Source organism: Enterococcus sp. DIV0800 (genome assembly GCF_050559735.1).
GTDB lineage: Bacteria > Bacillota > Bacilli > Lactobacillales > Enterococcaceae > Enterococcus_A > Enterococcus_A devriesei.
In genome coordinates this window covers 292,970-316,028 of sequence record NZ_CP187899.1, presented here as the reverse complement: position 1 = coordinate 316,028, position 23,059 = coordinate 292,970, and the positions used below count along the sequence as shown (strand labels likewise).

The window sequence follows — 23,059 nt, the reverse complement described above, 5'->3', positions numbered from 1 at the left end:
ATGTATAAAGGGAGTGGAAACATGGAATCATACATCATGTCAATCGATCAAGGAACGACTTCATCAAGGGCGATCATCTTTAACAAAGCCGGCAAAGAAGTCAGCTCATCACAAAAGGAATTTACACAGCACTTTCCAAAACCAGGCTGGGTCGAACACGACGCCAATGAAATCTGGAACTCCGTTCAATCGGTTATTGCGGGCGCTTTAATCGAAAGTGGATTGAAACCTAGCCAAATCGAAGGAATCGGGATTACCAACCAACGTGAAACGACCGTCATTTGGGAAAAAGAATCCGGTCATCCAATCTATAACGCGATTGTCTGGCAATCGAAACAAACCAACGATATTGCCAATGACTTGAAAAAACAAGGTCATCAAGACATGATCCAGAAAAAAACCGGTCTACTGATTGATTCCTATTTCTCAGCAACGAAAGTAAAATGGATCTTAGATAAAGTGGAAGGGTCTCGCGAAAAAGCTAAAAAAGGTGAGCTGTTATTTGGAACGATCGATACATGGTTAGTTTGGAAATTAACCGGCGGCAAAGTGCACGTAACGGATTATACCAATGCCAGTCGGACGATGATGTTCAATATTTATGATTTGGAATGGGATCAAGAGATTCTGGATTTATTAGATATTCCAAAAGAAATTTTACCAGAAGTAAAATCAAACTCCGAGGTTTATGGCAAAACCGAAGACTATCACTTCTATGGAAACAACGTACCAATCGCCGGCATGGCCGGAGATCAGCAAGCGGCCTTAGTTGGACAATTAGCTTTTGACAAAGGGATGGTAAAAAATACCTATGGAACCGGGGCCTTTATCGTAATGAATACTGGTGAAAAACCAATTCTTTCCGAGAATGGGTTATTGACAACGATCGGCTATGGTATCGATGGAAAAGTAACCTACGCATTAGAAGGAAGTATTTTTGTGGCAGGTTCTGCGATCCAATGGTTGCGTGACGGGTTACGGATGTTTACAAATGCTCCAGATTCAGAAAAGTATGCAAAACGGGTCGACAGCTCTGAAAATGTTTATATGGTTCCAGCCTTTACTGGCTTAGGAGCGCCTTATTGGGATCAAGAAGCTCGCGGCGCAATCTTTGGATTGACACGTGGAACGACCAAAGAACATTTCATTCGGGCAACCTTAGAATCATTGGCTTATCAAACAGCCGATGTTGTTAAAACGATGGTGAAAGATTCTGACACAGAAATCAAATTATTGAGAGTAGACGGCGGCGCTTCAAAAAATGATTTGTTGATGCAATTCCAAGCGGATATTTTGCAAACACCAGTCGAACGAGCACCATATTTAGAAACAACTGCCCTAGGCGCAGCTTACCTTGCTGGTTTAGCTGTTGGATATTGGAAAGACATTGACGAAATTAAAAAATTCGCTGCAGACGGGCAACGCTTCGATCCAGAAATGGATGAAGAAATCACTGAAGATCTTTATGCTGGTTGGCAAGAAGCAGTCCAAGCAACGATGCAATACAAACATCAACCCAAAGAAAAAGAATAAGTGAACTCCTAGATTTAAACAATTGTCCGCGACTTTGCGGAAAAAGTAGTGAAAGTCAGTGGTGCAGTGAAGATAAAGCAGTTATTTACTGTGCCTACTGACATACAATAAAAAGAATACAGGAGGAGATGTCAATGGATACAAGCATGATGACGCAAGTAGTTGGAGAAATTATTGGGACGATGGTCTTAGTTCTATTAGGGGATGGAGTCGTTGCAGGTGTTAGTTTACGGAAAACCAAGGCGGAAGGTGCTGGCTGGATTGCAATCACATTAGGCTGGGGCGCGGCAGTAACGATCGGTGCCTATGCAGCAGGCTATATGTCGTTTGCTCACTTGAATCCAGCGGTGACTATCGGTATGGCGATTGCCGGAAAAATAGGTTGGGATATGGTAGTTCCGTACATTTTAGGTCAAATGATTGGTGCCATCATCGGAGCAATTTTAGTCTTTATTCATTACTATCCACATTGGAAAGAAACCAAAGATCAAGCAGCGATTCTTGGCGTGTTCTCTACTGGTCCTGCGATTCGTAGCCTAGGAGCTAACTTAATCAGTGAAATTATTGGAACCTTTGTATTAGTTTTCGCGTTATTGACTTTCGGTATGAGTAAATTTGGCGATGGTTTGAACCCAATGGCAGTAGGTATCTTGATTTTAGTTATCGGGTTGTCCCTTGGTGGAACGACCGGATATGCGATCAACCCGGCTCGGGACTTAGGACCGCGGATCGCTCATGCCTTCCTTCCAATCCCTGGTAAAGGCGATTCCGACTGGGGGTATTCTTGGGTACCAGTAGTTGGTCCAATTATCGGTGGGATTATCGCAGCGTTATTATTTATGGCATTGCCTATCTAAACCTTTTAGGGTAATGGAAGCTTCCATTACCCTCGTATATTTTTCAGAAAAACGTGACGGGAGGAAGAATCAGTGAAAAAAATTATCAATGATCCAAAGAATGTCGTGGAAGAGATGGTCAGCGGATTAGTCGGCGCATACCCAGACTATGTGACGCAAGTTCCCGAAACCCTCGTAGTTGCACGAAATGATGACTATGATCAAGTGGCTTTAGTCAGTGGAGGTGGTAGCGGACATGAGCCTTCTCATGCAGGTTTTGTCGGAGATGGGATGTTGAGTGCGGCAGTCTGCGGCCAAGTCTTTACTTCGCCAACACCAGATCAAATCTATGAAGCCATCAAAGCGACGAACAAAGGCAAAGGAACTTTAATGATCGTCAAAAACTATTCCGGTGACGTGATGAACTTTGATATGGCGAAGGATCTGGCGGCAATGGACGACATTGAAGTGGATTCTGTTTTAGTAGATGACGATATTGCAGTCGAAGATAGTACGTATACGCAAGGTCGCCGTGGGGTGGCGGGAACAGTTTTAGTCCACAAGATCTTAGGTGGTATGGCTCGTGAAGGAAAATCTGTTTCCGAGTTGGCAAGCTACGGCAAGTCTTTGGTAGAAGATATCAAGACAGTGGGGATCGCTTTATCAGGCGCGACCGTGCCGGAAGTCGGCAAACCGGGATTCACATTGGCAGAGGATGAGATGGAGTTTGGTGTCGGTATCCACGGCGAACCTGGCTACCGTCGGGAAAAAATCAAACCATCAGCAGAGATCGCCAAAGAGATCATCGCTAAGCTGAAAGGTGAATTTAACTGGCAAGCTGGAGATAAATATGGCTTGTTCGTTAATGGTATGGGAGCGACACCATTAATGGAATTGTTTATCTATTATAATGACGCGAAAAAGATATTGGCTGATGAAGGTGTCGAAATAACCTTCAGTAAAGTCGGTAACTACATGACCTCGCTTGAAATGGCGGGAGCATCCATTACGATGATCAAACTAGACGACGAACGGCAACGTTTGTTAAACGAACCTGTTCATACGATTGCTTGGTAACCTATTTTGTGATCAAACAGTTCGCTAATTAAAAGCAATCGTTTGTCAAAAAAAGTATTCAAGGAGGAGCACTATGTTTACACCAGATAATTTACGAAAGACCTTAGAACTATTTAATCAAAAAATTCAAGACAAGAAAGACTATCTAAGTGAATTAGATACACCAATTGGTGACGGCGACCACGGGAATAATATGGCCCGCGGCATGGATGCTGTAATGGCGGCAGACCTCTCTGGAGACTTACCGGATATTTTCAAGGCAACAGCGATGGCTTTAATTAGTAAAGTTGGCGGCGCTTCAGGCCCACTTTACGGCACCGCGATGATGGAAATGATGAAAGCCAGTAAAGAATCGAATGATCCTGAGATTTTGTTGAAGGCAGCAATTGAAGGTATTAAAAAGCGGGGAAATTCAACAGAAGGCGAAAAAACGATGTTGGATCTCTGGGTTCCAGCGGTGGAAAATTTAAATAATGGGACATTAAATCCAGCAACGATCGAAATTTTAGTTGAAAAAACCAAAGACATTAAAGCGACAAAAGGTCGGGCATCTTATGTCGGGGATCGCTCGATTGGACACATTGATCCTGGTGCGATGTCGTCCGCCTATTTCTTTGAATCGTTATTAGAGGCAGGTGTGATCAATGGCTAGAGGCGTAATTTTAGTATCACACACCAAAGAAATGCCCGAGGGTTTAAAGCGTTTGATCGGCGAAGTGGCGAAGGACGTACCAGTTACGACCGCAGGCGGTTTAGAGGATGGCGGCATCGGTACGTCGATGGAACGTATCTCAAAAGCGATTGAAGAAAATACCGCCGATGAGCTTTTAGCTTTTTATGATCTGGGCAGTGCCAAAATGAACCTTGAAATGGCGATGGAAATGACCGATAAAAAAGTTACTTTATTCGATACTGCTTTTGTTGAAAGTGCCTATACCGCTTGTGCCTTGTTAGCAGCAGATGCAGATGAAAAAATGATCGAGGATCAATTAGCCAGTTTGAAAGTTAAATAATAACACGTTAGTTGTATTTGGATTTTTTTAACAGAACGAGGAGTCAGTTGTAAATCAACTGGTTCCTCGTTTTTTCTGCGTTATAATAATAGAAATTCAAAAAAATTTCATTTTTTATATATTTCATTTCAAAAGATAAACAACTTTAAATTCCTAGTTGTGCTATGCTTTTTTAAAAGGGGGAATCAGAATGGAAATGATCAAAGAAAGAACGTTACAAGGGGAGCTGGTAGCAATTCGTCGGCATTTACACCAAAATCCTGAGGTCGGCATGGAATTACCAGCCACGAAAAAATTTGTGTGGGATAAGTTAGTAGAATACGGTTATGAACCGCAAGCCTGTGGCTCAATGGGAATCACTTGTACTGTGGGACAAGGCGAAAAAGTTTTTTTATTACGCGGAGATATGGATGCGCTTCCATTGGTTGAGGATACAGACTTGCCATTTCGCTCGGAAAATGGCGCAATGCACGCCTGCGGACACGATATGCATACTACCATGTTGCTGGGAGCCGCTAAATTATTAAAAGCGCAAGAAACTGATCTGACTGGTGTCGTCAAATTACTTTTCCAACCTGGTGAAGAAATTTTACAAGGAGCCAAAGACTGTTTAGCAGATGGTTTATTGGAAAACCCCAAAGTCGACGCGGGCGCGATGATGCACGTTTTTCCGTTTAAAGGACAACCAGTCAACAAGATTTTTACTGCTCCTGCTGGCACCTTTATGGCTAGCGCAGATTGGTATGAAATTAAGGTGGGAGGCGTCGGTAGTCATGGTTCAATGCCAGAGTATTCGATCGATCCGATTAATGTCGCGACTAAAATTTACGATGCATTGCAGACTCTTTCAGCACGAGAAATCAGTTCAGCCGAACGCTTTGTGTTAACCATCGGTGAATTTGTCGGCGGTACCCCTGGTTCTTCCAATGTTATTCCTAACTCTGCCTATATGAAAGGGACATTACGGACCTTGAAAGAGGACGTTCGTCAACAAATTAAAAAGAGAATGGTAGAAATTTCCGAAGCAGTTGGCCAAGCCTTTGGCGCGAAGATCTCGGTTGATTTCACGAATGGCTGCTGCAGTAATGAGATCGATCCAACCGTGACAGAAATCGTTAAAGAGCGGTTAGCACAAGTTTTTCCGGAGGATCAAGCCCCAGAAACGATTGTGGCGCCACCGTTAATGGGTAGTGAAGATTTTGGTGAAATCAGCCATCAGATTCCGACGACAACTTTACTGATCACCGCAGCCGATACAGAGCTGATGCTGCATAATCCTAAAATCGTCTTAGGTGAGAATATTATGGAATTGGGTGCCAAAGTCTATGTCGAAGCCGCTCTCGCTTATTTAGAAAGGAATTAGCCGATGGGCAAACCAAAAATGGATCGGTCATTGATTCTAATTTTTCTAGGCTATACCTGTGTTTATTTAGATAAAAATATTATCAGCTTGTCCGTCATACCGATTGCGCAAGATTTAGGAATCGACGCGGGGCAGAAGGGCTTGATCTTGAGTGCCTTTTTCTTAGGCTATACTTTGTTTCAGATTCCCTTTGGCTTCTTAGGCAATCGGGTCGGTAGTCGCAAGATCATGACCTTTGCGATTCTTTTGATTGGTTGCTTAATGATCTTCTTAGGCTTAGGTTTTTCATTGCTTTATTTATTAGTGATTCGTTTTGCCGCCGGGTCATTTGCTCATGCTGGTTATCCTTCAGCGGTAAGTGCCTTTGTCACAAAAGAAGTGGAGCCAACTAAGCGAGGCTCGGTCCAGTCTTCCATGATCGCTTCTTCTGGCTTTGCCGGGATCGTGGGACCGCTGTTAGTGGCCCCACTGCTAACACTCGTTGGTTGGAAAATGACCTATTTTATTTACGGTGGGATCGTTTTAGCGATTGGTTTACTAATGGTCAAAGGGATTCCAAAGTCCAAAGGAAAACCACTAGTCACCGCCAATCAAGCTAACATTTCTTTTACTGAAGTCATCAAGGATCGGAATGTTTGGATCATGGTATTGGCAGCTTTCTTTATCAATGCCGCAGTCTATGGTATGACGGGCTGGATTGCTTCTTATTTGGTGGACGAATTTCAGTTAACGATGAACACGATGGCAATGATGAGCGCATTGATTGGCTTAGTAATGATGGTTAGCGCCATGTTTGCCGGCTCAATGATGGAACGCTATTTTAAAGATCGAGAAAAGCAAGTGATTTTAGTCGCTTCTGTCAGTGGCGGAGTGGTAGCCTTTTTACTAGCGCGTAGTCACTCATTAGTCTTAAGTATGCTGTTTTTAGCAATCGCTGTCGCTGCTGCAAGCATCGGATTTGCAACATTGATGAGTTTACCAGTAAAATTATTCGCCGAACGAGAAGTCTCCACGAAATATTCGATCATCAACGCGATCGGCGTCTCTGGTGGTTTTTTTGCTCCCATGATCATTGGCTGGTTGGTACAAACTAGCGGTTCATATGGAGGAGCCTTCAGTTTTATCGCATGTGTATTTGTTTTAGCGGGAATTGTCTCATTGAGTATACGAACGAAAGATAGTAAGCAAGTTGTTGGAGAGCTGGAAGGTCAAAAATAAAGAGTTTGAAGCCATCATGAAAATGATGGCTTTTTTCAGTGATAGAATAAATAATTGTTTTAAAAAATAAGAAAGCACCTTCATTATTTGTATTTCAACAACACTATATATTGTGTTGTTTTTTTTCATAACACTAAAAATACACAAAATCTAGTCTTTACTTCAAAAAAATTTAGGAGTACTATAATCAAGGATTTGAAAGAACAATCTTAGTGAGAAGGGATGGATGAAACGATGTTATTGATCGCTGGTACGATCGGTGCCGGGAAAAGCAGTCTGACAGATATGCTGTCGCAGGAAATGAATTCGAAGCCATTTTATGAAAATGTGGATGATAACGAAGTTCTGCCGCTGTTTTACTCGAATCCGGAAAAATATACGTTTCTATTACAAATTTTCTTTTTAAATAAACGCTTTTTGGCGATGAAAGACGCCTTGAAGCAGGCGGATAATGTTTTGGATCGTTCGATCTACGAAGATAGCCTGCTCTTTCATTTGAACGCCGACCTTGGACGGGTCAGCCAAGAGGAAGTGTTGCAATACGATAATCTCTTGGATACGATGTTGAAGGAACTGGAGTTGATGGCACCCAAAAAACGTCCGGATCTATTGGTTCATATCAAAGTATCTTTTGATGTGATGCTGGAACGGATCGAAAAACGCGGGCGAGATTACGAACAAATTTCGGCTAAGCCGGAGCTGTATGACTATTATAAAATGGTTAACGATCGTTACGAAGAGTGGTACGACAACTTTGATCTTTGTCCCAAGATTCAAATCGATGGTGACCGCTATGATTTTGTCACTGATCCGCAGGCGGCGGAGCTAGTGATCCAACAAATCAAAGAAGAAACAGACAAATTAAATCAAACAGGATTGAAAGAATCAAGCTATTATTCACACAGAAATATTGAAAAAGGAATTTTTTAGTATTTCTCTTTTTATGAAATTTAAAAGAACGACCGTTTTTAGAAGGAGCTAATTATGTTAAATTATTTCAAATTTTTATTGCATCAACTAAAAGGCTGGCCACAGCAAAATTATTATTTATTTTTCTTCAGCCTCGGTTGTCAGATCATGACCTTAGTCAATCAACCGATCAATTTACTGACAGTGGTTACTTTTATTGGAACTACTTTAGGTGTGCTATGTATTCTTTCTATCAATGCTGCGAAATCAGTGAACGGTGTGTTAGGGATTATCTCTGCGATTTGTTTTATCTATGTCGGTTTTTCAGCTAAAAATTATCTAAGTATTGGCGAACAGATCGCTTACATGATCACATTGGATATTCCGGTTCTATTAAGTAAAGAATGGAACAGCAACATGGCGTCAAAAATTCGCAAGTTTACTGGAAAAACATGGATCGTCGCTATTATTTGTACCGTTCTGATGTACTTTGTTTCGGGTTATTTGATCCAACGCTTCACGGATGATCCTCGGCCTTGGATCGATGCCATCGCCTTTTCAATCAGTCTAAGTGCGGGCATCATCAGCTTCTTGCGCTACAACAATCAATATTATTGGTGGTTGGCGTCTGGCCTGGCGCAAATGGTCCTTTGGTATATTTCATTTACCCACGGCTCAGCTAGTCTGGCGATGTTCGTCAACAGCTCGGTCTATCTGATCAATGATGTCTTGGCCTTTACCGTTTCACCTTGGTACAACAAGAAAGAACGGGCAAGAATGCAGAAGATGGAAGACGAATATTATCATTTGAGTCATTAAACTATGAAAAAAGCCTAACGATTTATTGTTAGGCTTTTTTGCAACTGATTTAGTTGACAAAGTAAACTACCGGTTTTATACTCAATTTAGTTGACAAAGTAAACTATTTTGAAAGGGCGCGAGTTTTGGTGGATACCCACGATGTCAGACGGTTCAATCGCTATTACACGAGAATCATGGGTGTTTTTGATCAAACAGTCTTTGATTTGGATTATTCCATGATTGAAATGCGGATCTTAGGGGAAATCGGTCGGCACCCTAGTATCACTGCCAATATGCTGACTAAATATTTGAACATCAAAAAAAGTTATTTAAGTCGTAAATTGAGTAAATTAGAACGCGATCACTATGTTTTCAAGGAAAAAAATCCCGAGGACAGCCGCAGTATGTGTCTTTATTTGACCGAGTCAGGACAGAAATTGAATGAATATGTGGAAGAGCAGTCGGATAGAAAAGTGATCGAGCTCTTAGATCCCTTGGACAAGCAAGATTTTGAAACATTAGTGGCGGCGATGGTGACTGTCGAGAAAATTTTGTACAAAGTCGTTCCTAATGAATTAGAGATCGATGAAGAAGAACAGGAGTGAGTGGAAATGTCAGAAGTAACGATCATTCCCTTTGAAGAGCAGTATACTTCACAGGTAGTTGAGTTGATTTTACCGATCCAACAGGAAGAATTCGGGATCGACATCAGTATCAAAGATCAACCAGATTTATTAAACATTAAGGAAGAATATATCGAGACCGGTGGTAATTTCTGGATCGCGCTGGCAGATGGCAAAGTCGTAGGGACAATTGCTTTAGTCGCCTTGCAAGATCATAACGGCGCGATTAAAAAAATGTTCGCGGCTAAAGAATATCGAGGAGAAAAACAAGTCGGAAAAAAATTATTAGACACATTGATTTCCTATTGTAAGGAGCAAGGATATGAACGGTTATATTTAGGGACGGTCGATGTCTTGAAAGCCGCGCAAAAATTTTATAAGAAGAATGGCTTTGAACTGTGGGAAAAAGCAGAAATGCCTCAGGACTATCATTTGATGGATGTGGATACGGTCTTTTTTAAGAAGGATCTGACGTAAGAGTAGATCAAAATTCAAATACGAACAGAAGAAGACGGCGAGCGGTCTTCTTTTTGTTATACTGGATAAATAAGGTCTGAATGAAGGAGTTTTGTAATGATGGAAGAGAACGAGACACCGCTGATTTTTTCTCATGTAGCAGCACAAGGCAAACCGATGCATATGCAGGCAGAAACAGTCGGCTGCCCATTTTGCGATTATCAGGAGACGGAGAATGTTTTGAAGCAGGAAGGAAACTTTCTGTGGATCAAAAATAAATTTCCAACGCTGAAACATACCAATCAAACGTTGATTATTGAAAGCAAGGATCATAACGGCGATATTTCCACTTATAAACAGCAAGAAAATCGTGATTTGATCCGTTTCGCCCTAAGCTGTTGGCAGCAAATGAAAGCTGATCACCGTTACCGTTCGGTCTTATTTTATAAAAATCACGGCCCTTTGTCTGGTGGCTCCTTGAAGCATCCACATATGCAGATCGTTGGCTTGGAAGAAATGGATGGCGAGCGCAATGTTCAAGCAAAGAATTTTGTAGGGATTAGGGTTTTAAAGGATGCTGATGTAACGATCAATTTCTCCAAATTTCCGACAATGGGCTTTCTAGAGATCAATTTGCTGATGGAATCAGGACAAGATACGGATGCTTTTGCGGATTATCTGCAAAAAATTGTGGTCTTTGTCTTGAATCATTATCACCACGGCCGTTGTGACAGTTTTAATCTCTTTTTCTTTGAACGAGCAGGGAAACTAATTGCTAAAATCGTGCCCCGCTTTGTTGATTCACCTTATTTCGTCGGCTATCGTTTGGCTCAGAATTTTAGTGATGCGCACTTAGCGACGATCGGTGAAGAATTTCGGACTTTTTTGCGGGTTAGAAGCTGAGTAAAATCGCCGTGTAAGCGGATTAATTAAATGAAATCTTTCTAAAAATTATATAATTTAGTGAGGAACCCTGTATGCTAAATAGTAAGCAGTACTATTCCAGATAAAGCAGGTGTATAGATGAAAAACCATCCATTAGAAGGCAAGATAGCAACAGTAAAATTTGATTCCGGGTTAGAATTTCGGCTGGATTTCTTAGCGGATCATAAAATGCGCTGGACCTCGACACGGGAAGCTGATGCCGGGGCTACCGATGTCGAAACGATTCACATTGAGTCTTATCCTAGCGGGATTTTTTCGATTGATTGGGTCGAGGAATCTGGTTTATGTGTTTCTTATACGTTAGACACGGTCAATCATTTCGTGAAAAGCTTTATGACGTTTACAGATGACAGTTATCGTGGTGGTCGGAGACCCTTTATCCATGAAGGGCCGTTCCATTTTATTTTAGAAAATGGTGAGCCTGACTTGGCAGTAATATAGAAGTAACGCAGCTTACATTCATTGTAGGCTGTTTTTTTGTAATTCATTAAGTGTAAAAGGCCTTTTAACAAAAATAGTCAATCGCTAAAGTTGAGCATTCATTTTTTGAGTCGGTTTCATTCTTCAAGCATTTCATTTTCCTTCTTAAAATAATCATGTTACGGTAATTTTATCAAATGATAAGTGGAGGTTTTAATTATGTTTTTGGCAATCAATGAAATTCGCCATTCAAAGTTACGTTATACCCTTGTTATGGGTGTGATGTTTTTGATCGCGTATTTAGTATTCTTTCTAACGGGACTAGCCTATGGGCTGGCACAAGACAATCGGACAGCGGTAGACAAATGGAATGCCGACAATATTCTGCTGACAGAAGAGGCGAACAACAATTTAAATATGTCTATGATTCCGCTGAAAACTTTCGATGACGTGAAGGCGGATGAAAAAGCTTATCTTGCTCAAACGGCAGGCGTCATAAAAGGCGATGGCGGAGAAAAAATTGATGTCAGCTTTTTTGGAATCGACAAAGATCAATTTTTAGCGCCGAAGCTCACTGAAGGAAAAATGTTTTCTAATGATGACGAAGCCGTGGCCGACAGTACCTTGAAGGATCAATACCAGATCAAACTTGGCGAGACGGTTAAAATGGCGGGAAATGATAAAACGCTGAAAATCGTCGGCTTTACCGACAACGCAAAATTCAATGTGGCACCGGTGCTCTACACTACGATCGGCGCTTACCAAGAGATTCGCTTTGAAACGCAAGGGAGTACGGAGAATACTCGCATCAATGCGATCATTACTCGCGGTAAGGTCCAAACGGTTCCTGACGATCTGGAAGAGACCAGTATCAAATCTTTTATCAATGAATTGCCAGGCTATAGCGCGCAAGTCTTGACCTTCGGCTTTATGATCGGGTTCCTGATTGTGATTGCGGCGATCGTGATTGGTATTTTTATTTATGTGCTAACGATGCAAAAATCAGAAATTTTTGGCGTCATGAAGGCGCAAGGAATTTCCAGTCGCTACATTTCCTCTTCAGTGATTGCTCAGACCTTTTTACTGGCGACCGTCGGTGTTAGTATCGGCTTGCTTGCGACATTAGGCACCGCGCTGGTTCTGCCGGATGCCGTACCATTCCAAGTCAACGGGATTTTCTTTGCGGGAATCAGTGTCTTGATGATCCTAGTGGCATTGGTGGGCGCCTTCTTCTCGGTACGGACGATTGTGAAGATCGATCCGTTGAAAGCGATTGGCTAAGAATTTAGGAATCTGAAATTTAGGAGGAAAAAACGTGAGTGCGATTGAATTTAAAGCAGTAAAGAAATCATTTAAAGATGGCGACTCTATCATTGAAGCCTTGAAGGAAACCAATTTTTCCGTTAGTAAAGGCGAATTTGTGGCCATTATCGGCCCTTCCGGCTCCGGCAAGAGTACTTTTTTAACGATTGCTGGTGGCTTACAAGCTCCTTCTGAGGGAGAAGTGAAGATCAACGGTGAGTCTTTCAGTGAGAAAAAGGAAAAGGAACGGGCTAAATTACGTTTTAAAGAAATTGGGTTTATTTTACAAGCATCGAATTTAGTACCTTTTTTAACGGTAAAAAAACAGTTGAAACTAGTGGACAAAGTCAGTAAAAAAAATAATGACGAAGTCGCGGAATCGCTTTTTCAACAGCTAGGGATCGATCGTTTGGAGAATAAATACCCCGAAGAACTTTCCGGTGGCGAACGGCAGCGGGTGGCGATCGCCCGTGCGCTGTATCATGATCCAACGATTATTTTGGCGGATGAGCCGACTGCGAGTCTGGATTCAGAGAAGGCCTATGAGGTCGTGAAGATCCTTGCCAAAGAAACGAAAGAGAAAAATAAGGCGACCATCATGGTGACCCACGATACCCGACTGGTGAAATATTGTGATCGTGTCTTAGTCATGAAAGATGGGACTTTGAAAGAAGAAGAAAATCCCGAGGAGCTGGCGGAATAAATTACTTGATTGAGCCGTGCTTTTAGCTTGGAAATCAAGGTATAATGGATTTGGAAATCAAATCGATAAAAATGGGGCCTTCGAATGTATGAAGAAATTTTAGATACCGCGGAAGAATTGTTTATGAAACAAGGATACAACGATACTTCGACACGGCAGATCGCCAATATCTTAAACATTACGCAACCAAATATTTATTATCATTTTAAAAATAAGGAAGAGATTTATTACCAAGTCATGCAACGGCTAGCTAAAGAAGTCGGGGAAAACCTGAACCAAATCGCTGCAGACGAAACACGGGATTTTGATGAGAAGCTGTTGCAGATGGCTTTTTATTTGCAAAAACGCCATCCCTTCAGTTTATTCATGATGATGCATGACCTTCAACACACACTTCAGCCAGAGATTGCGAACAAATTGTTTGGTTTATGGGAGAGTTCCTATAAGCAGCCGTTTCTCGGATTATTTACGCAAGAGCAACGGATTCGTGCAACGGTTGAACCAGATTTCGCCGTCCGGCAGCTGTTCATATTGATTTCAGCCAATCTTGATCTGCCGGAAGCCACCAAAGTCGCAAGTTTGAAAAAAACGATGGAACTCTTTTTTTACGGAATCTTGGAAAAATAAAAAGACGACTTAGACGAACAATAGCTCGTCTAAGTCGTTTTTGAATTATGCTAATACCGCTGCGATCATGTCAGGTAATTCCTTTTTCATGACCCGCTTAGTGTTTAAGGCATCAGTATAAGTGACCGTTTGATCATTAGCGATAGTGGCTAATAATTGACGGTCTTTTTTTGGTGGGTTGTAGAAAACTTCAATGGCGTGATCGACATCTGACCATTCAGCCGAGTAATTTGCTTTACCCTTTAAGGCTTGATTCAATGCTTCTGCTTGTTCGGGAGCCACTTCTGGGTTGGCGGGTTGTTTCACAACGTCAGCTAAAATATCTTGCGCTAGTTCGCTAGCTTTTTCTGTTTCAGCGCTGACTTTGACCGCCGTATTCTTGAAGCTCTCAGACCAAAGATTATAAATGCTATTGGTCAACTGATTCAGTGTATCCGTTTGAGGTTTTTGCAAATACGTATCCATCAAATTTTTGAAAGAATGATCGCCCTCTGCGCTTTCAACATGGCGGATTTGACCTTCAGGAGTTTTTTCATCGAGATGAATCCGATAGTTGTCGGCCTTATCAAAATAAAGCTTAACATCACTATGAATGTGGTCAGCTAAAGTAGTTTCTACTTGAGCAAAAGCTTTACTGATTTGTTTGTTGCGAGTTTTAATTGATTTCTTGATACTTTTCAAATTCACGAGTATTTTTTCAGTCACTTTCATTTTAGAGTTGTTATAATCGTTAGTATTATAGCATACTTCATGAAAAGTGCAGTAGGAATAAGAAAAAAGACGTGATGTCTAGGGCTGAATTCTTATTTTTTGAATGATAAAAAGACGGACAGGCTTGAAGCAGAGTACCGATTTTAAAGACAAAAAAGCTGTTACGAAAATTATACCGGTTTTTCGTAACAGCACTTGTTTATCTTAAATCATCTAAAAATTCGGTCTTATTTGCAGCGACTTCATCTTTTGTCTTTATTATTTTAGCGGGAGCACCTGCGACGACTGCACCAGCGGGAACATCTTTTGTCACGATCGCACCAGCAGCGACTACGGCATCCTTGCCGATATGAACACCCTCCAGCACCACGGCGTTTGCCCCTACTAAAACATTATCCTCAACAACCACAGGGGAGGCACTAGGCGGTTCAAGAACACCAGCCAAAACAGCACCGGCTCCAATGTGGGCATGCTTGCCGACGGTGGCACGAGCACCTAAAATTGCTCCCATATCGATCATGGTACTTTCTCCGATGGATGCGCCAATATTGATGATTGCGCCCATCATAATGACCGCTTTGTCGCCAATTTCCACGCGTTCACGAATCAGCGCTCCTGGCTCGATTCGGGCGTTGATTGAAGTAATATCCAGCATCGGAATCGCTGAGTTACGCCGATCATTTTCAAGGTGTACATCACTGATTTTGTCTTGTTGTTCGTTTAAAACTTCTGCTACTGCCTGACTTTCACCAATTAAGATCCAAGTCTTTTCTTGGCCAAAAAATTGAACATTCGTTTTCGTGATACCTGTCAGATCACCTTGAACATAGGCTTTGACCGGTGTTTTTTTTTCGGCATTTTTAATATATTTTGCAATTTCATAAGGATCAGTTAAAGTCATTGAATTACTCCTATCTCATAATAATGTAACTATTTTTTCAGAGCTCAGAAAAAATAGATTTTATTTTCGTTACGTATATCATCCAGCTAAACAAGCTTACTCAATGATTGGCTCAACTATCGATTCTGTGTTTTGTTTATGAGGTACTACGAAAAGCTGGACTGAGATCCTATCTCATAATAATGTAACTATTTTTTTAGAGCTCAGAAAAATAGGTTTTATTTTCGTTACATATATCATCCAGCTAAACAGCTTGCTCATTGATTGGCTCAACTATCGATTCTGTGTTTTATTTCTGAGGTACTACGAAAAGCTGGACTGAGATCCTATCTCATAATAATGTAACTATTTTTTCGAAGCCCCCAAAAAATAGATTTTATTTTCATTACGTATATTGTCCAACTAAACAGCTTACTCATTGATTGGCTCAACTATCGATTCTGTGTTTTGTTTATGAGGTACTACGAAAAGCTGGACTGAGATCCTATCTCATAATAATGTAACTATTTTTTCTTACTTAATCGTTTTATTTCTCGTCAATTAATTTTTCCATATCGTATAAGCCAGTATTTTTGGTACTGATATATTTCGCGGCTTTGACGGCACCGCTGGCGAAAATATTACGAGAGAGGGCCAAGTGATTTAATTCGATCACTTCATCTGGTCCAGCGTAAATCACAGTGTGCTCTCCGGGAATGGTTCCACCGCGAACGGCGTGAATACCAAGTTCTGATAAAGGATTTTCTAGATCATTCCCGTGACGGCCATAGATATACGTTTTCTTTTCGCTTACGGCATCGTTGACAGCATCTGCTAACAATAAAGCCGTTCCGCTAGGAGAATCTTTTTTCTGATTGTGGTGTTTTTCTACGATCTCGATATTGAATTCATCTTCTAAGACTGGTGTGATCTCGCGGATCGCTTTGGCTAACAAATTGATGCCTAAAGACATATTAGCAGAGAAGAAGACGGCGGTTTTTTCACTGGCAGCGAATAACTGATTCTTTACTTCATCGGTTAAACCAGTCGTTGCGATCACAACGGGAACGTTTTTTTCAACGGCGTAATCTAAAACGGCAGGTACGGCGGTGTAGTGTGAGAAATCAATGATCACATCAACAGCCACCTGACAATCAGCAATGGATTGATAGGTAGGAAAGTCGGCTTCAAAAGCTTCGCGATCCACACCGGCTACGACTTGCATAGTTGATTGCTGAGCGATCATAGTCTGTAAAACCTGGCCCATCCGCCCGTTGGCGCCACTTAAAAGGATGTCGATCATTAGTTGACCTCCAGTCCGTAAGCAGTCATTTCTTTTTTCAATCGTTCAACGGTTTCGCCTTTAGCAGCAGAAAGCGGGAGACGGAAATTTGGCTCAATCTTACCTAATAAACCTACCGCGGTTTTGACTGGAATCGGGTTGACTTCACAGAAAATCGCATGGATTAAAGGCAGTTGTGCCAACTGTAATTCTTTGGCAAGCGCAAAATCAGCAGCTAAAACAGCTTGGGTTAATTCGTGTGTCTGTTTTGGCGCGATGTTGGCGACTGTCGAAATGGAGCCGCGTCCACCTAACGCCATGATTGGTAAGACTTGATCGTCGTTGCCGGAGTAGATCGTAAAATCTTCTGGTAAGAGACGGGCAATCTCAGCAATTTGCGAAATATTGCCACTGGCTTCTTTGATAGCAACGACATTCGGAATTTGCGCTAAACGTTTCACCATCAATGGCTCAATATTCATGTTGGTTCGCGAGGCGACTGAGTATAAAATAATTGGCAGTTTCACGCTTTTCGCAATTTCTTGATAATGTAAAAATAGTCCTTCATCAGAAGCTTTATTGTAATAAGGAGTCACGATCAATAGAGCATCAGCACCGACTTTTTCGGCACCCGTGGATAATTCGATGGCATGTTGAGTATCGTTGACACCAGTTCCGGCGATGACCGGCACCCGATTAGCGACTTTTTTGACTACAGCTTCGATTACGGCAATGTGTTCCGCGTTTGCCAAAGTAGAGGCTTCACCTGTCGTTCCGCAAGCAACGATCGCGTCGGTTCCTTCATTGATATGCCATTCGACCAGTTCGTCGATCTTCTTGAAATCAACCGCACCATCGGCCTTCATTGGGGTGACTAACGCAACTGCAGATCCTTCAAATATTCTCAAAAGAAACAACTCCTTCATTCATTTTTATTTTCGTTCAAAGACGATTTCGACTGGAAAAGGTCCTTAATAGTAGAATTATAGCTCAATTATGAGTATCTGCCAATGTAAATCTAATGTAAATTTTAGTCAATAAAAGAAAAAAAGCAATGACCGTAGCCATTGCTCTTGATTCATTATCTTTTATCCTTTCATATCCAGATAAGAATAATCCCTGACATCAAATCGATTGCGACTGCGAGAATACTCGATTGGCGTCCCATCTTGCTGATAGGCAATCTGACGTATCTCTAAAACGGGATCATTTTCCGAACAATTCAAATAGATTTGATCATATTCTGAGCTTCTATCCGCGCGTATGGTACGATAGGCACCAGTGATTTTGATCCCTAAATCATTTTTAATATATTGATAGATGGAAGATTCAATAACTTCTTTTTTTAAATTAGGAACGGATTGGATCGGCATGTAGGTATGCTCTAAAATAAAAGGCTTATCCTCTAAAATACGTAGACGAATGATTTTATAAACCGGTTCTTCCGCTGTCAGATGCAGTTTTTCTTGGATTGTTTCGTCGGGAAATTCGACATTAAATTCAATAATCTGACTTTCTAATTTTCGCTTGGCTTTTTTCATTTCCATGCTTAGGCCTTCGTAATAGGATAGGACGGACGTATCTTTTGTTAAAAAGGGATGAGGTAGTACCGTCGTTCCCACACCTTTTTTAGATAGAATCAAGCCTTCTAGCGTTAGAATCTCTAAGGCTTTTTGAACGGTCATCCGACTAACAGAGAATTCTTTTACGAGATCAATTTGTTTTGGCAAAAGCGAGCCAGCAGGGTAAGCCTCACTTTTAATGCGATTTCTTAGGGTATGTGCAATTTCTTCGTATTTTGGCAATTCGACCACCTCAATATGATTATACCTAAGTTTAAATGTCTATACAATGACTAAAAAAGTTAAGACAAACTTTTTGGGTTTGCCTTAACTTTTTTATTATTCTACATCGAAATTTGGTTGACGATCAAGCACCCGCAAGAATGGATACCAAATCAAGCCAACGATAATGAAATCAATGACTTGTAACGCACCGCCTAGCCAAGAGTTGGTCGCTAAAATACCACTGGCGATAATCGGAACCGTCCAAGGAACGGAGACTCCGGTTGGCGGCGGCACGATGCCGGCTGCCATAACTAAATAATTCAAGGTGGTGACAATTAAGGGCGCGATGATCCATGGAATCATAATCGTCGCGTTCAAAACGATCGGTAAGCCAAAGATCGCCGGTTCATTGACGTTGAAGATCCCCGGCGCTAAAGCTAACCGACCAACATCACGGTATTGTTTTTTCTTCAAAACAAAAGCCATCAATAACACAACAGCCAAGGTCATGCCGGAACCGCCTAAGCCGACTGTGAACGTTTCCATAAAAGGTTTTGTAATAATATGAGGCAATGGGTTTCCGGCTTTATAAGCTTCTAAGTTATCTAGCATCAAGGTATTCCAAATCGGGTCCATTACAGAATTGACGATGATTTGACCATGAAGTCCAAAGAACCATAGAAATTGAACAAAAAAGAGCGCTAATAAGGTTGCTGGCAAGCCACTGCCAAGACCAGTCAAAGGTTTTTGGATCACTTCATAGATTACATCATGTAGATTGACGTGGAAAACCCCGGTCATAAGTGCATTAATCAATAAGAAAACAGTCAAAGTCAACACAGCAGGAATCAAAGCCGCAAATGATTTCGTAACTGCTGGCGGAACTCCGTCCGGCATTTTAATCTGCCAGCCTTTTTTAGTGACGCGACAATAAATTTCCGCAGCTATAAAGGCGGCGATCATTCCGATGAACATCCCTTTAGCCCCCAAGCGATCTAAAGATAAGACTCCGCTGATGTCTTCGCCATTTTCTAAAGTCATGACGAAGGGCGTCAAAATCAAGAAGCTGGCCAATGAAACAGCGCCACCGAAAATTCCTTCTACTTCATACGATTCAGATAAATAATAGCCAATACCAAATGTGACGAATACGGACATGATGCTCATCGTAGCATTTTGTCCATTACCGAAAAGATTCGTTAAAATGCCTTTCGTCGCATCATTGAAAAAGGGCAGATTATTAATAACAACAACGATCGAACCAAACATGGTCAGCGGGAATGATAACATGAAAGCGTCTCTAAGTACCATCAAGTAACGATTTTGCCCAAGCTTATTGGCTAAAGGCATGATTTTTTCCGCTAGTTTATCCATAAACCCATTCATTTTCTTCACCTCTATATTTTTTTGTAATCGATTACGAGTTTAATTTAGCACGATTTTTTAACTATGTCTAGTCATTTATTTTTAATGATTGATTTTTATTTTTAAATTGTTTATCATGGTGATGAAAGAATAGGAGGACGAGAAAAATGAAGTATACATTTCCAGAAAATTTTTGGTGGGGCTCTTCTGCAAGCGGGCCGCAAACAGAAGGTTGCTTCGACAGTGACGGTAAAGGAGAAAATATTTGGGATCATTGGTACCAAGAAGAACCGGAAAAATTCTTTGCCCAAGTAGGTCCAGACAAAACTTCACGGGTCTATCAGAAGTATCAAGAAGATATTCAATTAATGAAACAGATTGGGCATAATTCTTTTCGCAGTTCAATCCAGTGGAGCCGACTGATTCCCGATGGAACAGGCGAGGTGAATTCTAAAGCTGTCGCATTTTACAACGATTATATCGATGAACTGCTCGCTAATGATATCGAACCTTTTTTGAATCTCTATCATTTTGATATGCCGATGGCTTTGCAAGAAATCGGCGGCTGGACCAATCGTAAGACAGTCGATGCATATGTGAGCTATGCTAAGACCTGCTTCAAATTATTCGGCGACCGCGTAAAAAAATGGTTCACCCATAATGAACCGATTGTGCCAGTTGAAGGCGGCTATTTGTATCAATTCCATTACCCAAATCAGATTAGCTTTAAAGAAGCGGTCGCAGTGGGCTATCACGAAAATCTGGCCAGTGCAAAGGCGATCAAATCCTATCATGAAATGAACTTAGGCGGCGAGATTGGAATTATTCTAAATTTGACACCAAGCTATCCCCGGGATGAACAGAATCCGGCCGACGTCAAGGCCGCGGAAATGGCGGATGTCTTTTTTAATCGTTCTTTCTTAGACCCGGCCATCAAAGGCGAATTTCCGCAAGCATTAATTGAGGTAGTCAAGGAATTGGACATTTTACCAGATATCCAAGAGGGCGATCTGGAGCTGATCAAAAATAATACCGTGGATCTCTTAGGCATCAATTATTACCAGCCGCGCCGGATCAAGGCCAAAGAAACACCGATCGATCATACTCACGGCCCACTGCCGGATGATTATTTCGATTATTATGATCTGCCAGGCAAGAAAATCAATCCTTATCGCGGGTGGGAAATCTATGAAAAGGGCATCTATGATATTTTAACCAATACGCGGGAAAATTATGGAAACATTCGCTGCTTCATTTCCGAAAATGGGATGGGGGTTGAAGGTGAGGAACGCTACATCAATGCTGAGGGTCAGATCGATGATGATTACCGAATCGAGTTCGTAACCGAGCATCTGAAATATGTTCACCAAGCGATCCAAGAAGGCACCAACTGTTTGGGCTATCATATGTGGACTTGCATGGATAACTGGTCGTGGACCAATGCCTACAAAAATCGCTATGGCTTTATCTCTGTGGACATCAAAAATGAAGGCAAACGAACCATCAAAAAATCAGGTCATTGGTTTAAAACGGTTGCTGATAATAATGGGTTTATAATAGAAGAATAGTAAAGCAAACGGCGAAGACAACCTTTTGATTGTCTTCGCCGTTTGTTTTACTATTTATTTATTCAAGTTTTCTTTCTCAAAGGATCGGTAATTGGCTTGCTGCTGATTTTGGTAGTCGATCAAAAATACTTCAAAGGTTTCATAGTGTTCAGGAAAATCGTTGCGATCATCTTCCCATAACGTGAGTGCTTCGCGAGTGAAGTTGGTTTTCAAATCGGCTTCGGATAAGATCAGACCGGTTTGTTGGTTTTTATAAAGTTTCATCGTATGTCCCTCCAAAAGAATTTCACTTAAAGTGTACTGCTGTTAAGGCAGATTAAAAAGGAAAAGAACTTCCTGTTCGATTTTCTGAAATTCGACAAATAATTATGAAAACAAATTGATGACCTCAGCGACTTTCTGTACTATAATATGAGAAACTATCAATGGTTTTTTAATCAAATGAACATAATTATAAGCTGGAAATGAGTGAGACGATGATTGATACGCAGGTCAAAGAGTTGGAAGAATTAGTCACGACAATGCGCCGTGAGCTACATCAGATGCCAGAATTAGGTTTAGAGGAAGTGCAGACAGCGGCTTATATTCGCGAAAAATTACGATCATTCGGTGTCACCGAGACTTATGAGGTGTTAGGAACCGGTACGATCGCTGTTCTTCGAGGCGAAAAAGCTGGGAAGACGTTGGCCTTTCGCACAGACATCGATGCATTGCCGGTAGAAGAACAAACAGGGTATGATTTTGCCTCAAAGATACCGGGAAAAATGCACGCCTGCGGACACGATGGTCACATGGCGACCTTGCTTGGCTTTATCGCGTATCTTCATCGACATCCTGAAGCGCTTCAAGGGACGTTGGTCTTTGTTTTTCAACCGGCGGAAGAAGGTCCGGGTGGAGCGGAGCTGATTATGAAGGCGGGGATTTTGCAAAAACTCGGCGTTGAAGAAATCGTTGGGTTGCACGTCTTTCCTGATTTACCAACGGGGAAAATTGCTTGTCGGCCGGGCCCAATGATGGCTCGAAATGCGGAAGTAACGATCACGATCAAAGGCGTCAGCACACATGGGGCTCAGCCGCAATTAGGCGAAGATGCGATTGTGGCGGCCGGCGGTGTGATCTCTGGATTAAATAGTATTTTAGCTAGAAACATTAGCCCATTAGACAATGTCGTTTTAACCTTTGGCACGATCCATGGCGGCGAAGCGATGAACATCGTTGCCAAAGAGGTCGTTTTGCATGGCACGATGCGGGCGTTTGATGACAAGGTTTATGATGAAGTCGTGCGGCGAGTGGAATTATTAGCCGGTGAGATCGCTAAGGGCTACGGCTGTGAAGCGGAAGTCATCTTCAATCATATGTATCGGGTCGTGGATAATGATGCTGAAATGGTCACGGTCTTGGAAAAGGTCGCTGCTGATTATTATGTTGAGACACCACCGTATTTGATTGCAGAAGACTTTTCTTGGTATCAGCAAGAAATCCCTGGCATGTTTTTCTTCTTAGGAATTCGCGATGAAGCCAAGGGCTACACTTATCCACTCCATAGTGGAAAAATGAAATTTGATGAAGTGAATTTATTATTAGGCATCCAAACCTATGTCAATCTGATCGCTGGTTTGAATGAAAATAGAGGGGGCTAA

25 protein-coding genes are annotated in these 23,059 nt (G+C 41.7%); 18 read left to right on the top strand and 7 right to left on the bottom strand.

What is annotated here, in order from left to right:
• The first annotated feature begins 21 nt into the window (after positions 1–21).
• The 16 genes from glpK (at position 22) to IGI54_RS13360 (ending at position 13,826) form a co-directional block, all read left to right on the top strand.
• Entirely contained in the window at positions 22–1,533 is a 1,512-nt protein-coding gene (gene glpK, locus IGI54_RS13435) for a glycerol kinase GlpK (RefSeq protein WP_430621950.1), read from the top strand.
• Positions 1,534–1,667: 134 nt separating this feature from the next.
• A complete protein-coding gene (locus IGI54_RS13430; protein WP_071862494.1) occupies positions 1,668–2,390 on the top strand; it encodes an MIP/aquaporin family protein in 723 nt (240 codons plus the stop codon).
• A gap of 72 nt (positions 2,391–2,462) precedes the next feature.
• Positions 2,463–3,446 (top strand): dihydroxyacetone kinase subunit DhaK, encoded by a 984-nt coding sequence (dhaK, locus tag IGI54_RS13425; protein WP_430621949.1) that lies wholly within the window; start codon positions 2,463–2,465, stop codon positions 3,444–3,446.
• A gap of 73 nt (positions 3,447–3,519) precedes the next feature.
• Positions 3,520–4,098, top strand: a complete 579-nt coding sequence (dhaL, locus tag IGI54_RS13420) for a dihydroxyacetone kinase subunit DhaL (protein ID WP_071862496.1) — start codon at positions 3,520–3,522, stop codon at positions 4,096–4,098.
• Positions 4,091–4,459, top strand: a complete 369-nt coding sequence (gene dhaM / locus IGI54_RS13415; protein ID WP_216429968.1) for a dihydroxyacetone kinase phosphoryl donor subunit DhaM — start codon at positions 4,091–4,093, stop codon at positions 4,457–4,459. Before dhaL ends, dhaM begins: the two co-directional genes overlap by 8 nt.
• Positions 4,460–4,649: 190 nt before the next feature.
• Positions 4,650–5,822 carry a M20 metallopeptidase family protein gene (locus tag IGI54_RS13410; RefSeq protein ID WP_430621948.1) on the top strand — a complete coding sequence of 391 codons (1,173 nt, stop codon included), beginning with the start codon at positions 4,650–4,652 and terminating at the stop codon, positions 5,820–5,822.
• 3 nt (positions 5,823–5,825) lie between these two features.
• Positions 5,826–7,040 (top strand): MFS transporter, encoded by a 1,215-nt coding sequence (locus IGI54_RS13405; RefSeq protein ID WP_430621947.1) that lies wholly within the window; start codon positions 5,826–5,828, stop codon positions 7,038–7,040.
• Positions 7,041–7,262: 222 nt separating this feature from the next.
• A complete protein-coding gene (locus IGI54_RS13400) occupies positions 7,263–7,970 on the top strand; it encodes a deoxynucleoside kinase (protein ID WP_430621946.1) in 708 nt (235 codons plus the stop codon).
• Between the two features lie 54 nt (positions 7,971–8,024).
• The gene (gene pnuC / locus IGI54_RS13395) at positions 8,025–8,768 is read left to right on the top strand and encodes a nicotinamide riboside transporter PnuC (RefSeq protein ID WP_313631502.1); all 744 of its coding nucleotides are present in this window, start codon (positions 8,025–8,027) and stop codon (positions 8,766–8,768) included.
• A gap of 128 nt (positions 8,769–8,896) precedes the next feature.
• Complete coding sequence (locus IGI54_RS13390; RefSeq protein ID WP_430621992.1) at positions 8,897–9,355, top strand: MarR family winged helix-turn-helix transcriptional regulator; 459 nt, start codon at positions 8,897–8,899, stop codon at positions 9,353–9,355.
• A 6-nt stretch (positions 9,356–9,361) separates the two neighbouring features.
• Complete coding sequence (locus IGI54_RS13385; protein ID WP_379947383.1) at positions 9,362–9,850, top strand: GNAT family N-acetyltransferase; 489 nt, start codon at positions 9,362–9,364, stop codon at positions 9,848–9,850.
• A gap of 96 nt (positions 9,851–9,946) precedes the next feature.
• Positions 9,947–10,732: a DUF4931 domain-containing protein gene (locus IGI54_RS13380; protein WP_430621945.1), complete on the top strand. Its 786-nt coding sequence runs from the start codon at positions 9,947–9,949 to the stop codon at positions 10,730–10,732.
• 120 nt (positions 10,733–10,852) lie between these two features.
• Positions 10,853–11,215, top strand: coding sequence for a MoaF-related domain-containing protein (locus IGI54_RS13375; protein ID WP_216429975.1), 363 nt, complete (start codon positions 10,853–10,855; stop codon positions 11,213–11,215).
• A 198-nt stretch (positions 11,216–11,413) separates the two neighbouring features.
• A complete protein-coding gene (locus IGI54_RS13370) occupies positions 11,414–12,475 on the top strand; it encodes an ABC transporter permease (protein ID WP_216429976.1) in 1,062 nt (353 codons plus the stop codon).
• Between the two features lie 34 nt (positions 12,476–12,509).
• The gene (locus tag IGI54_RS13365; RefSeq protein WP_313631506.1) at positions 12,510–13,199 is read left to right on the top strand and encodes an ABC transporter ATP-binding protein; all 690 of its coding nucleotides are present in this window, start codon (positions 12,510–12,512) and stop codon (positions 13,197–13,199) included.
• An 84-nt stretch (positions 13,200–13,283) separates the two neighbouring features.
• Positions 13,284–13,826, top strand: a complete 543-nt coding sequence (locus IGI54_RS13360) for a TetR/AcrR family transcriptional regulator (RefSeq protein ID WP_313631507.1) — start codon at positions 13,284–13,286, stop codon at positions 13,824–13,826.
• Positions 13,827–13,871: 45 nt separating this feature from the next.
• On the opposite strand, the gene IGI54_RS13355 is transcribed toward IGI54_RS13360, so the two are convergent.
• The 6 genes from IGI54_RS13355 to celB all read right to left on the bottom strand — a co-directional run bounded on the left by IGI54_RS13355 (position 13,872) and on the right by celB (position 19,872).
• Positions 13,872–14,537, bottom strand: a complete 666-nt coding sequence (locus tag IGI54_RS13355) for a hypothetical protein (protein ID WP_430621944.1) — start codon at positions 14,535–14,537, stop codon at positions 13,872–13,874.
• Between the two features lie 199 nt (positions 14,538–14,736).
• Positions 14,737–15,438, bottom strand: coding sequence for a 2,3,4,5-tetrahydropyridine-2,6-dicarboxylate N-acetyltransferase (gene dapD, locus IGI54_RS13350; RefSeq protein ID WP_430621943.1), 702 nt, complete (start codon positions 15,436–15,438; stop codon positions 14,737–14,739).
• Between the two features lie 526 nt (positions 15,439–15,964).
• On the bottom strand, positions 15,965–16,720 hold the full coding sequence (gene dapB, locus IGI54_RS13345; RefSeq protein ID WP_313631510.1) for a 4-hydroxy-tetrahydrodipicolinate reductase: 756 nt from the start codon (positions 16,718–16,720) through the stop codon (positions 15,965–15,967).
• Positions 16,720–17,607 (bottom strand): 4-hydroxy-tetrahydrodipicolinate synthase, encoded by an 888-nt coding sequence (gene dapA / locus IGI54_RS13340; RefSeq protein WP_430621942.1) that lies wholly within the window; start codon positions 17,605–17,607, stop codon positions 16,720–16,722. Before dapA ends, dapB begins: the two co-directional genes overlap by 1 nt.
• A gap of 180 nt (positions 17,608–17,787) precedes the next feature.
• Positions 17,788–18,504 (bottom strand): GntR family transcriptional regulator, encoded by a 717-nt coding sequence (locus tag IGI54_RS13335; protein WP_430621941.1) that lies wholly within the window; start codon positions 18,502–18,504, stop codon positions 17,788–17,790.
• 96 nt (positions 18,505–18,600) lie between these two features.
• Positions 18,601–19,872, bottom strand: a complete 1,272-nt coding sequence (gene celB / locus IGI54_RS13330; RefSeq protein WP_430621940.1) for a PTS cellobiose transporter subunit IIC — start codon at positions 19,870–19,872, stop codon at positions 18,601–18,603.
• Between the two features lie 146 nt (positions 19,873–20,018).
• Between celB and IGI54_RS13325 the strand changes: the two genes are divergently transcribed.
• Positions 20,019–21,419 carry a glycoside hydrolase family 1 protein gene (locus IGI54_RS13325; protein WP_430621939.1) on the top strand — a complete coding sequence of 467 codons (1,401 nt, stop codon included), beginning with the start codon at positions 20,019–20,021 and terminating at the stop codon, positions 21,417–21,419.
• Between the two features lie 54 nt (positions 21,420–21,473).
• Here the strand turns inward: IGI54_RS13325 and IGI54_RS13320 are convergent, their stop codons facing one another.
• On the bottom strand, positions 21,474–21,683 hold the full coding sequence (locus IGI54_RS13320; RefSeq protein WP_430621938.1) for a hypothetical protein: 210 nt from the start codon (positions 21,681–21,683) through the stop codon (positions 21,474–21,476).
• Between the two features lie 212 nt (positions 21,684–21,895).
• On the opposite strand from IGI54_RS13320, the gene IGI54_RS13315 reads away from it, so the two are divergent.
• On the top strand, positions 21,896–23,059 hold the full coding sequence (locus IGI54_RS13315) for a M20 metallopeptidase family protein (protein ID WP_430621937.1): 1,164 nt from the start codon (positions 21,896–21,898) through the stop codon (positions 23,057–23,059).

What these genes read in the sequence shown, in the direction of transcription:
- glpK (WP_430621950.1), top strand. Translation starts at nt 22, where the DNA reads ATGGAATCATACATCATGTCAATCGATCAAGGAACGACTTCATCAAGG.
- IGI54_RS13430 (WP_071862494.1), top strand. Translation starts at nt 1,668, where the DNA reads ATGGATACAAGCATGATGACGCAAGTAGTTGGAGAAATTATTGGGACG.
- dhaL (WP_071862496.1), top strand. Translation starts at nt 3,520, where the DNA reads ATGTTTACACCAGATAATTTACGAAAGACCTTAGAACTATTTAATCAA.
- dhaM (WP_216429968.1), top strand. Translation starts at nt 4,091, where the DNA reads ATGGCTAGAGGCGTAATTTTAGTATCACACACCAAAGAAATGCCCGAG.
- IGI54_RS13410 (WP_430621948.1), top strand. Translation starts at nt 4,650, where the DNA reads ATGGAAATGATCAAAGAAAGAACGTTACAAGGGGAGCTGGTAGCAATT.
- IGI54_RS13405 (WP_430621947.1), top strand. Translation starts at nt 5,826, where the DNA reads ATGGGCAAACCAAAAATGGATCGGTCATTGATTCTAATTTTTCTAGGC.
- IGI54_RS13400 (WP_430621946.1), top strand. Translation starts at nt 7,263, where the DNA reads ATGGATGAAACGATGTTATTGATCGCTGGTACGATCGGTGCCGGGAAA.
- pnuC (WP_313631502.1), top strand. Translation starts at nt 8,025, where the DNA reads ATGTTAAATTATTTCAAATTTTTATTGCATCAACTAAAAGGCTGGCCA.
- IGI54_RS13385 (WP_379947383.1), top strand. Translation starts at nt 9,362, where the DNA reads ATGTCAGAAGTAACGATCATTCCCTTTGAAGAGCAGTATACTTCACAG.
- IGI54_RS13380 (WP_430621945.1), top strand. Translation starts at nt 9,947, where the DNA reads ATGATGGAAGAGAACGAGACACCGCTGATTTTTTCTCATGTAGCAGCA.
- IGI54_RS13375 (WP_216429975.1), top strand. Translation starts at nt 10,853, where the DNA reads ATGAAAAACCATCCATTAGAAGGCAAGATAGCAACAGTAAAATTTGAT.
- IGI54_RS13370 (WP_216429976.1), top strand. Translation starts at nt 11,414, where the DNA reads ATGTTTTTGGCAATCAATGAAATTCGCCATTCAAAGTTACGTTATACC.
- IGI54_RS13360 (WP_313631507.1), top strand. Translation starts at nt 13,284, where the DNA reads ATGTATGAAGAAATTTTAGATACCGCGGAAGAATTGTTTATGAAACAA.
- IGI54_RS13355 (WP_430621944.1), bottom strand. Translation starts at nt 14,537, where the DNA reads ATGAAAGTGACTGAAAAAATACTCGTGAATTTGAAAAGTATCAAGAAA.
- dapD (WP_430621943.1), bottom strand. Translation starts at nt 15,438, where the DNA reads ATGACTTTAACTGATCCTTATGAAATTGCAAAATATATTAAAAATGCC.
- dapB (WP_313631510.1), bottom strand. Translation starts at nt 16,720, where the DNA reads ATGATCGACATCCTTTTAAGTGGCGCCAACGGGCGGATGGGCCAGGTT.
- celB (WP_430621940.1), bottom strand. Translation starts at nt 19,872, where the DNA reads ATGAATGGGTTTATGGATAAACTAGCGGAAAAAATCATGCCTTTAGCC.
- IGI54_RS13325 (WP_430621939.1), top strand. Translation starts at nt 20,019, where the DNA reads ATGAAGTATACATTTCCAGAAAATTTTTGGTGGGGCTCTTCTGCAAGC.
- IGI54_RS13320 (WP_430621938.1), bottom strand. Translation starts at nt 21,683, where the DNA reads ATGAAACTTTATAAAAACCAACAAACCGGTCTGATCTTATCCGAAGCC.
- IGI54_RS13315 (WP_430621937.1), top strand. Translation starts at nt 21,896, where the DNA reads ATGATTGATACGCAGGTCAAAGAGTTGGAAGAATTAGTCACGACAATG.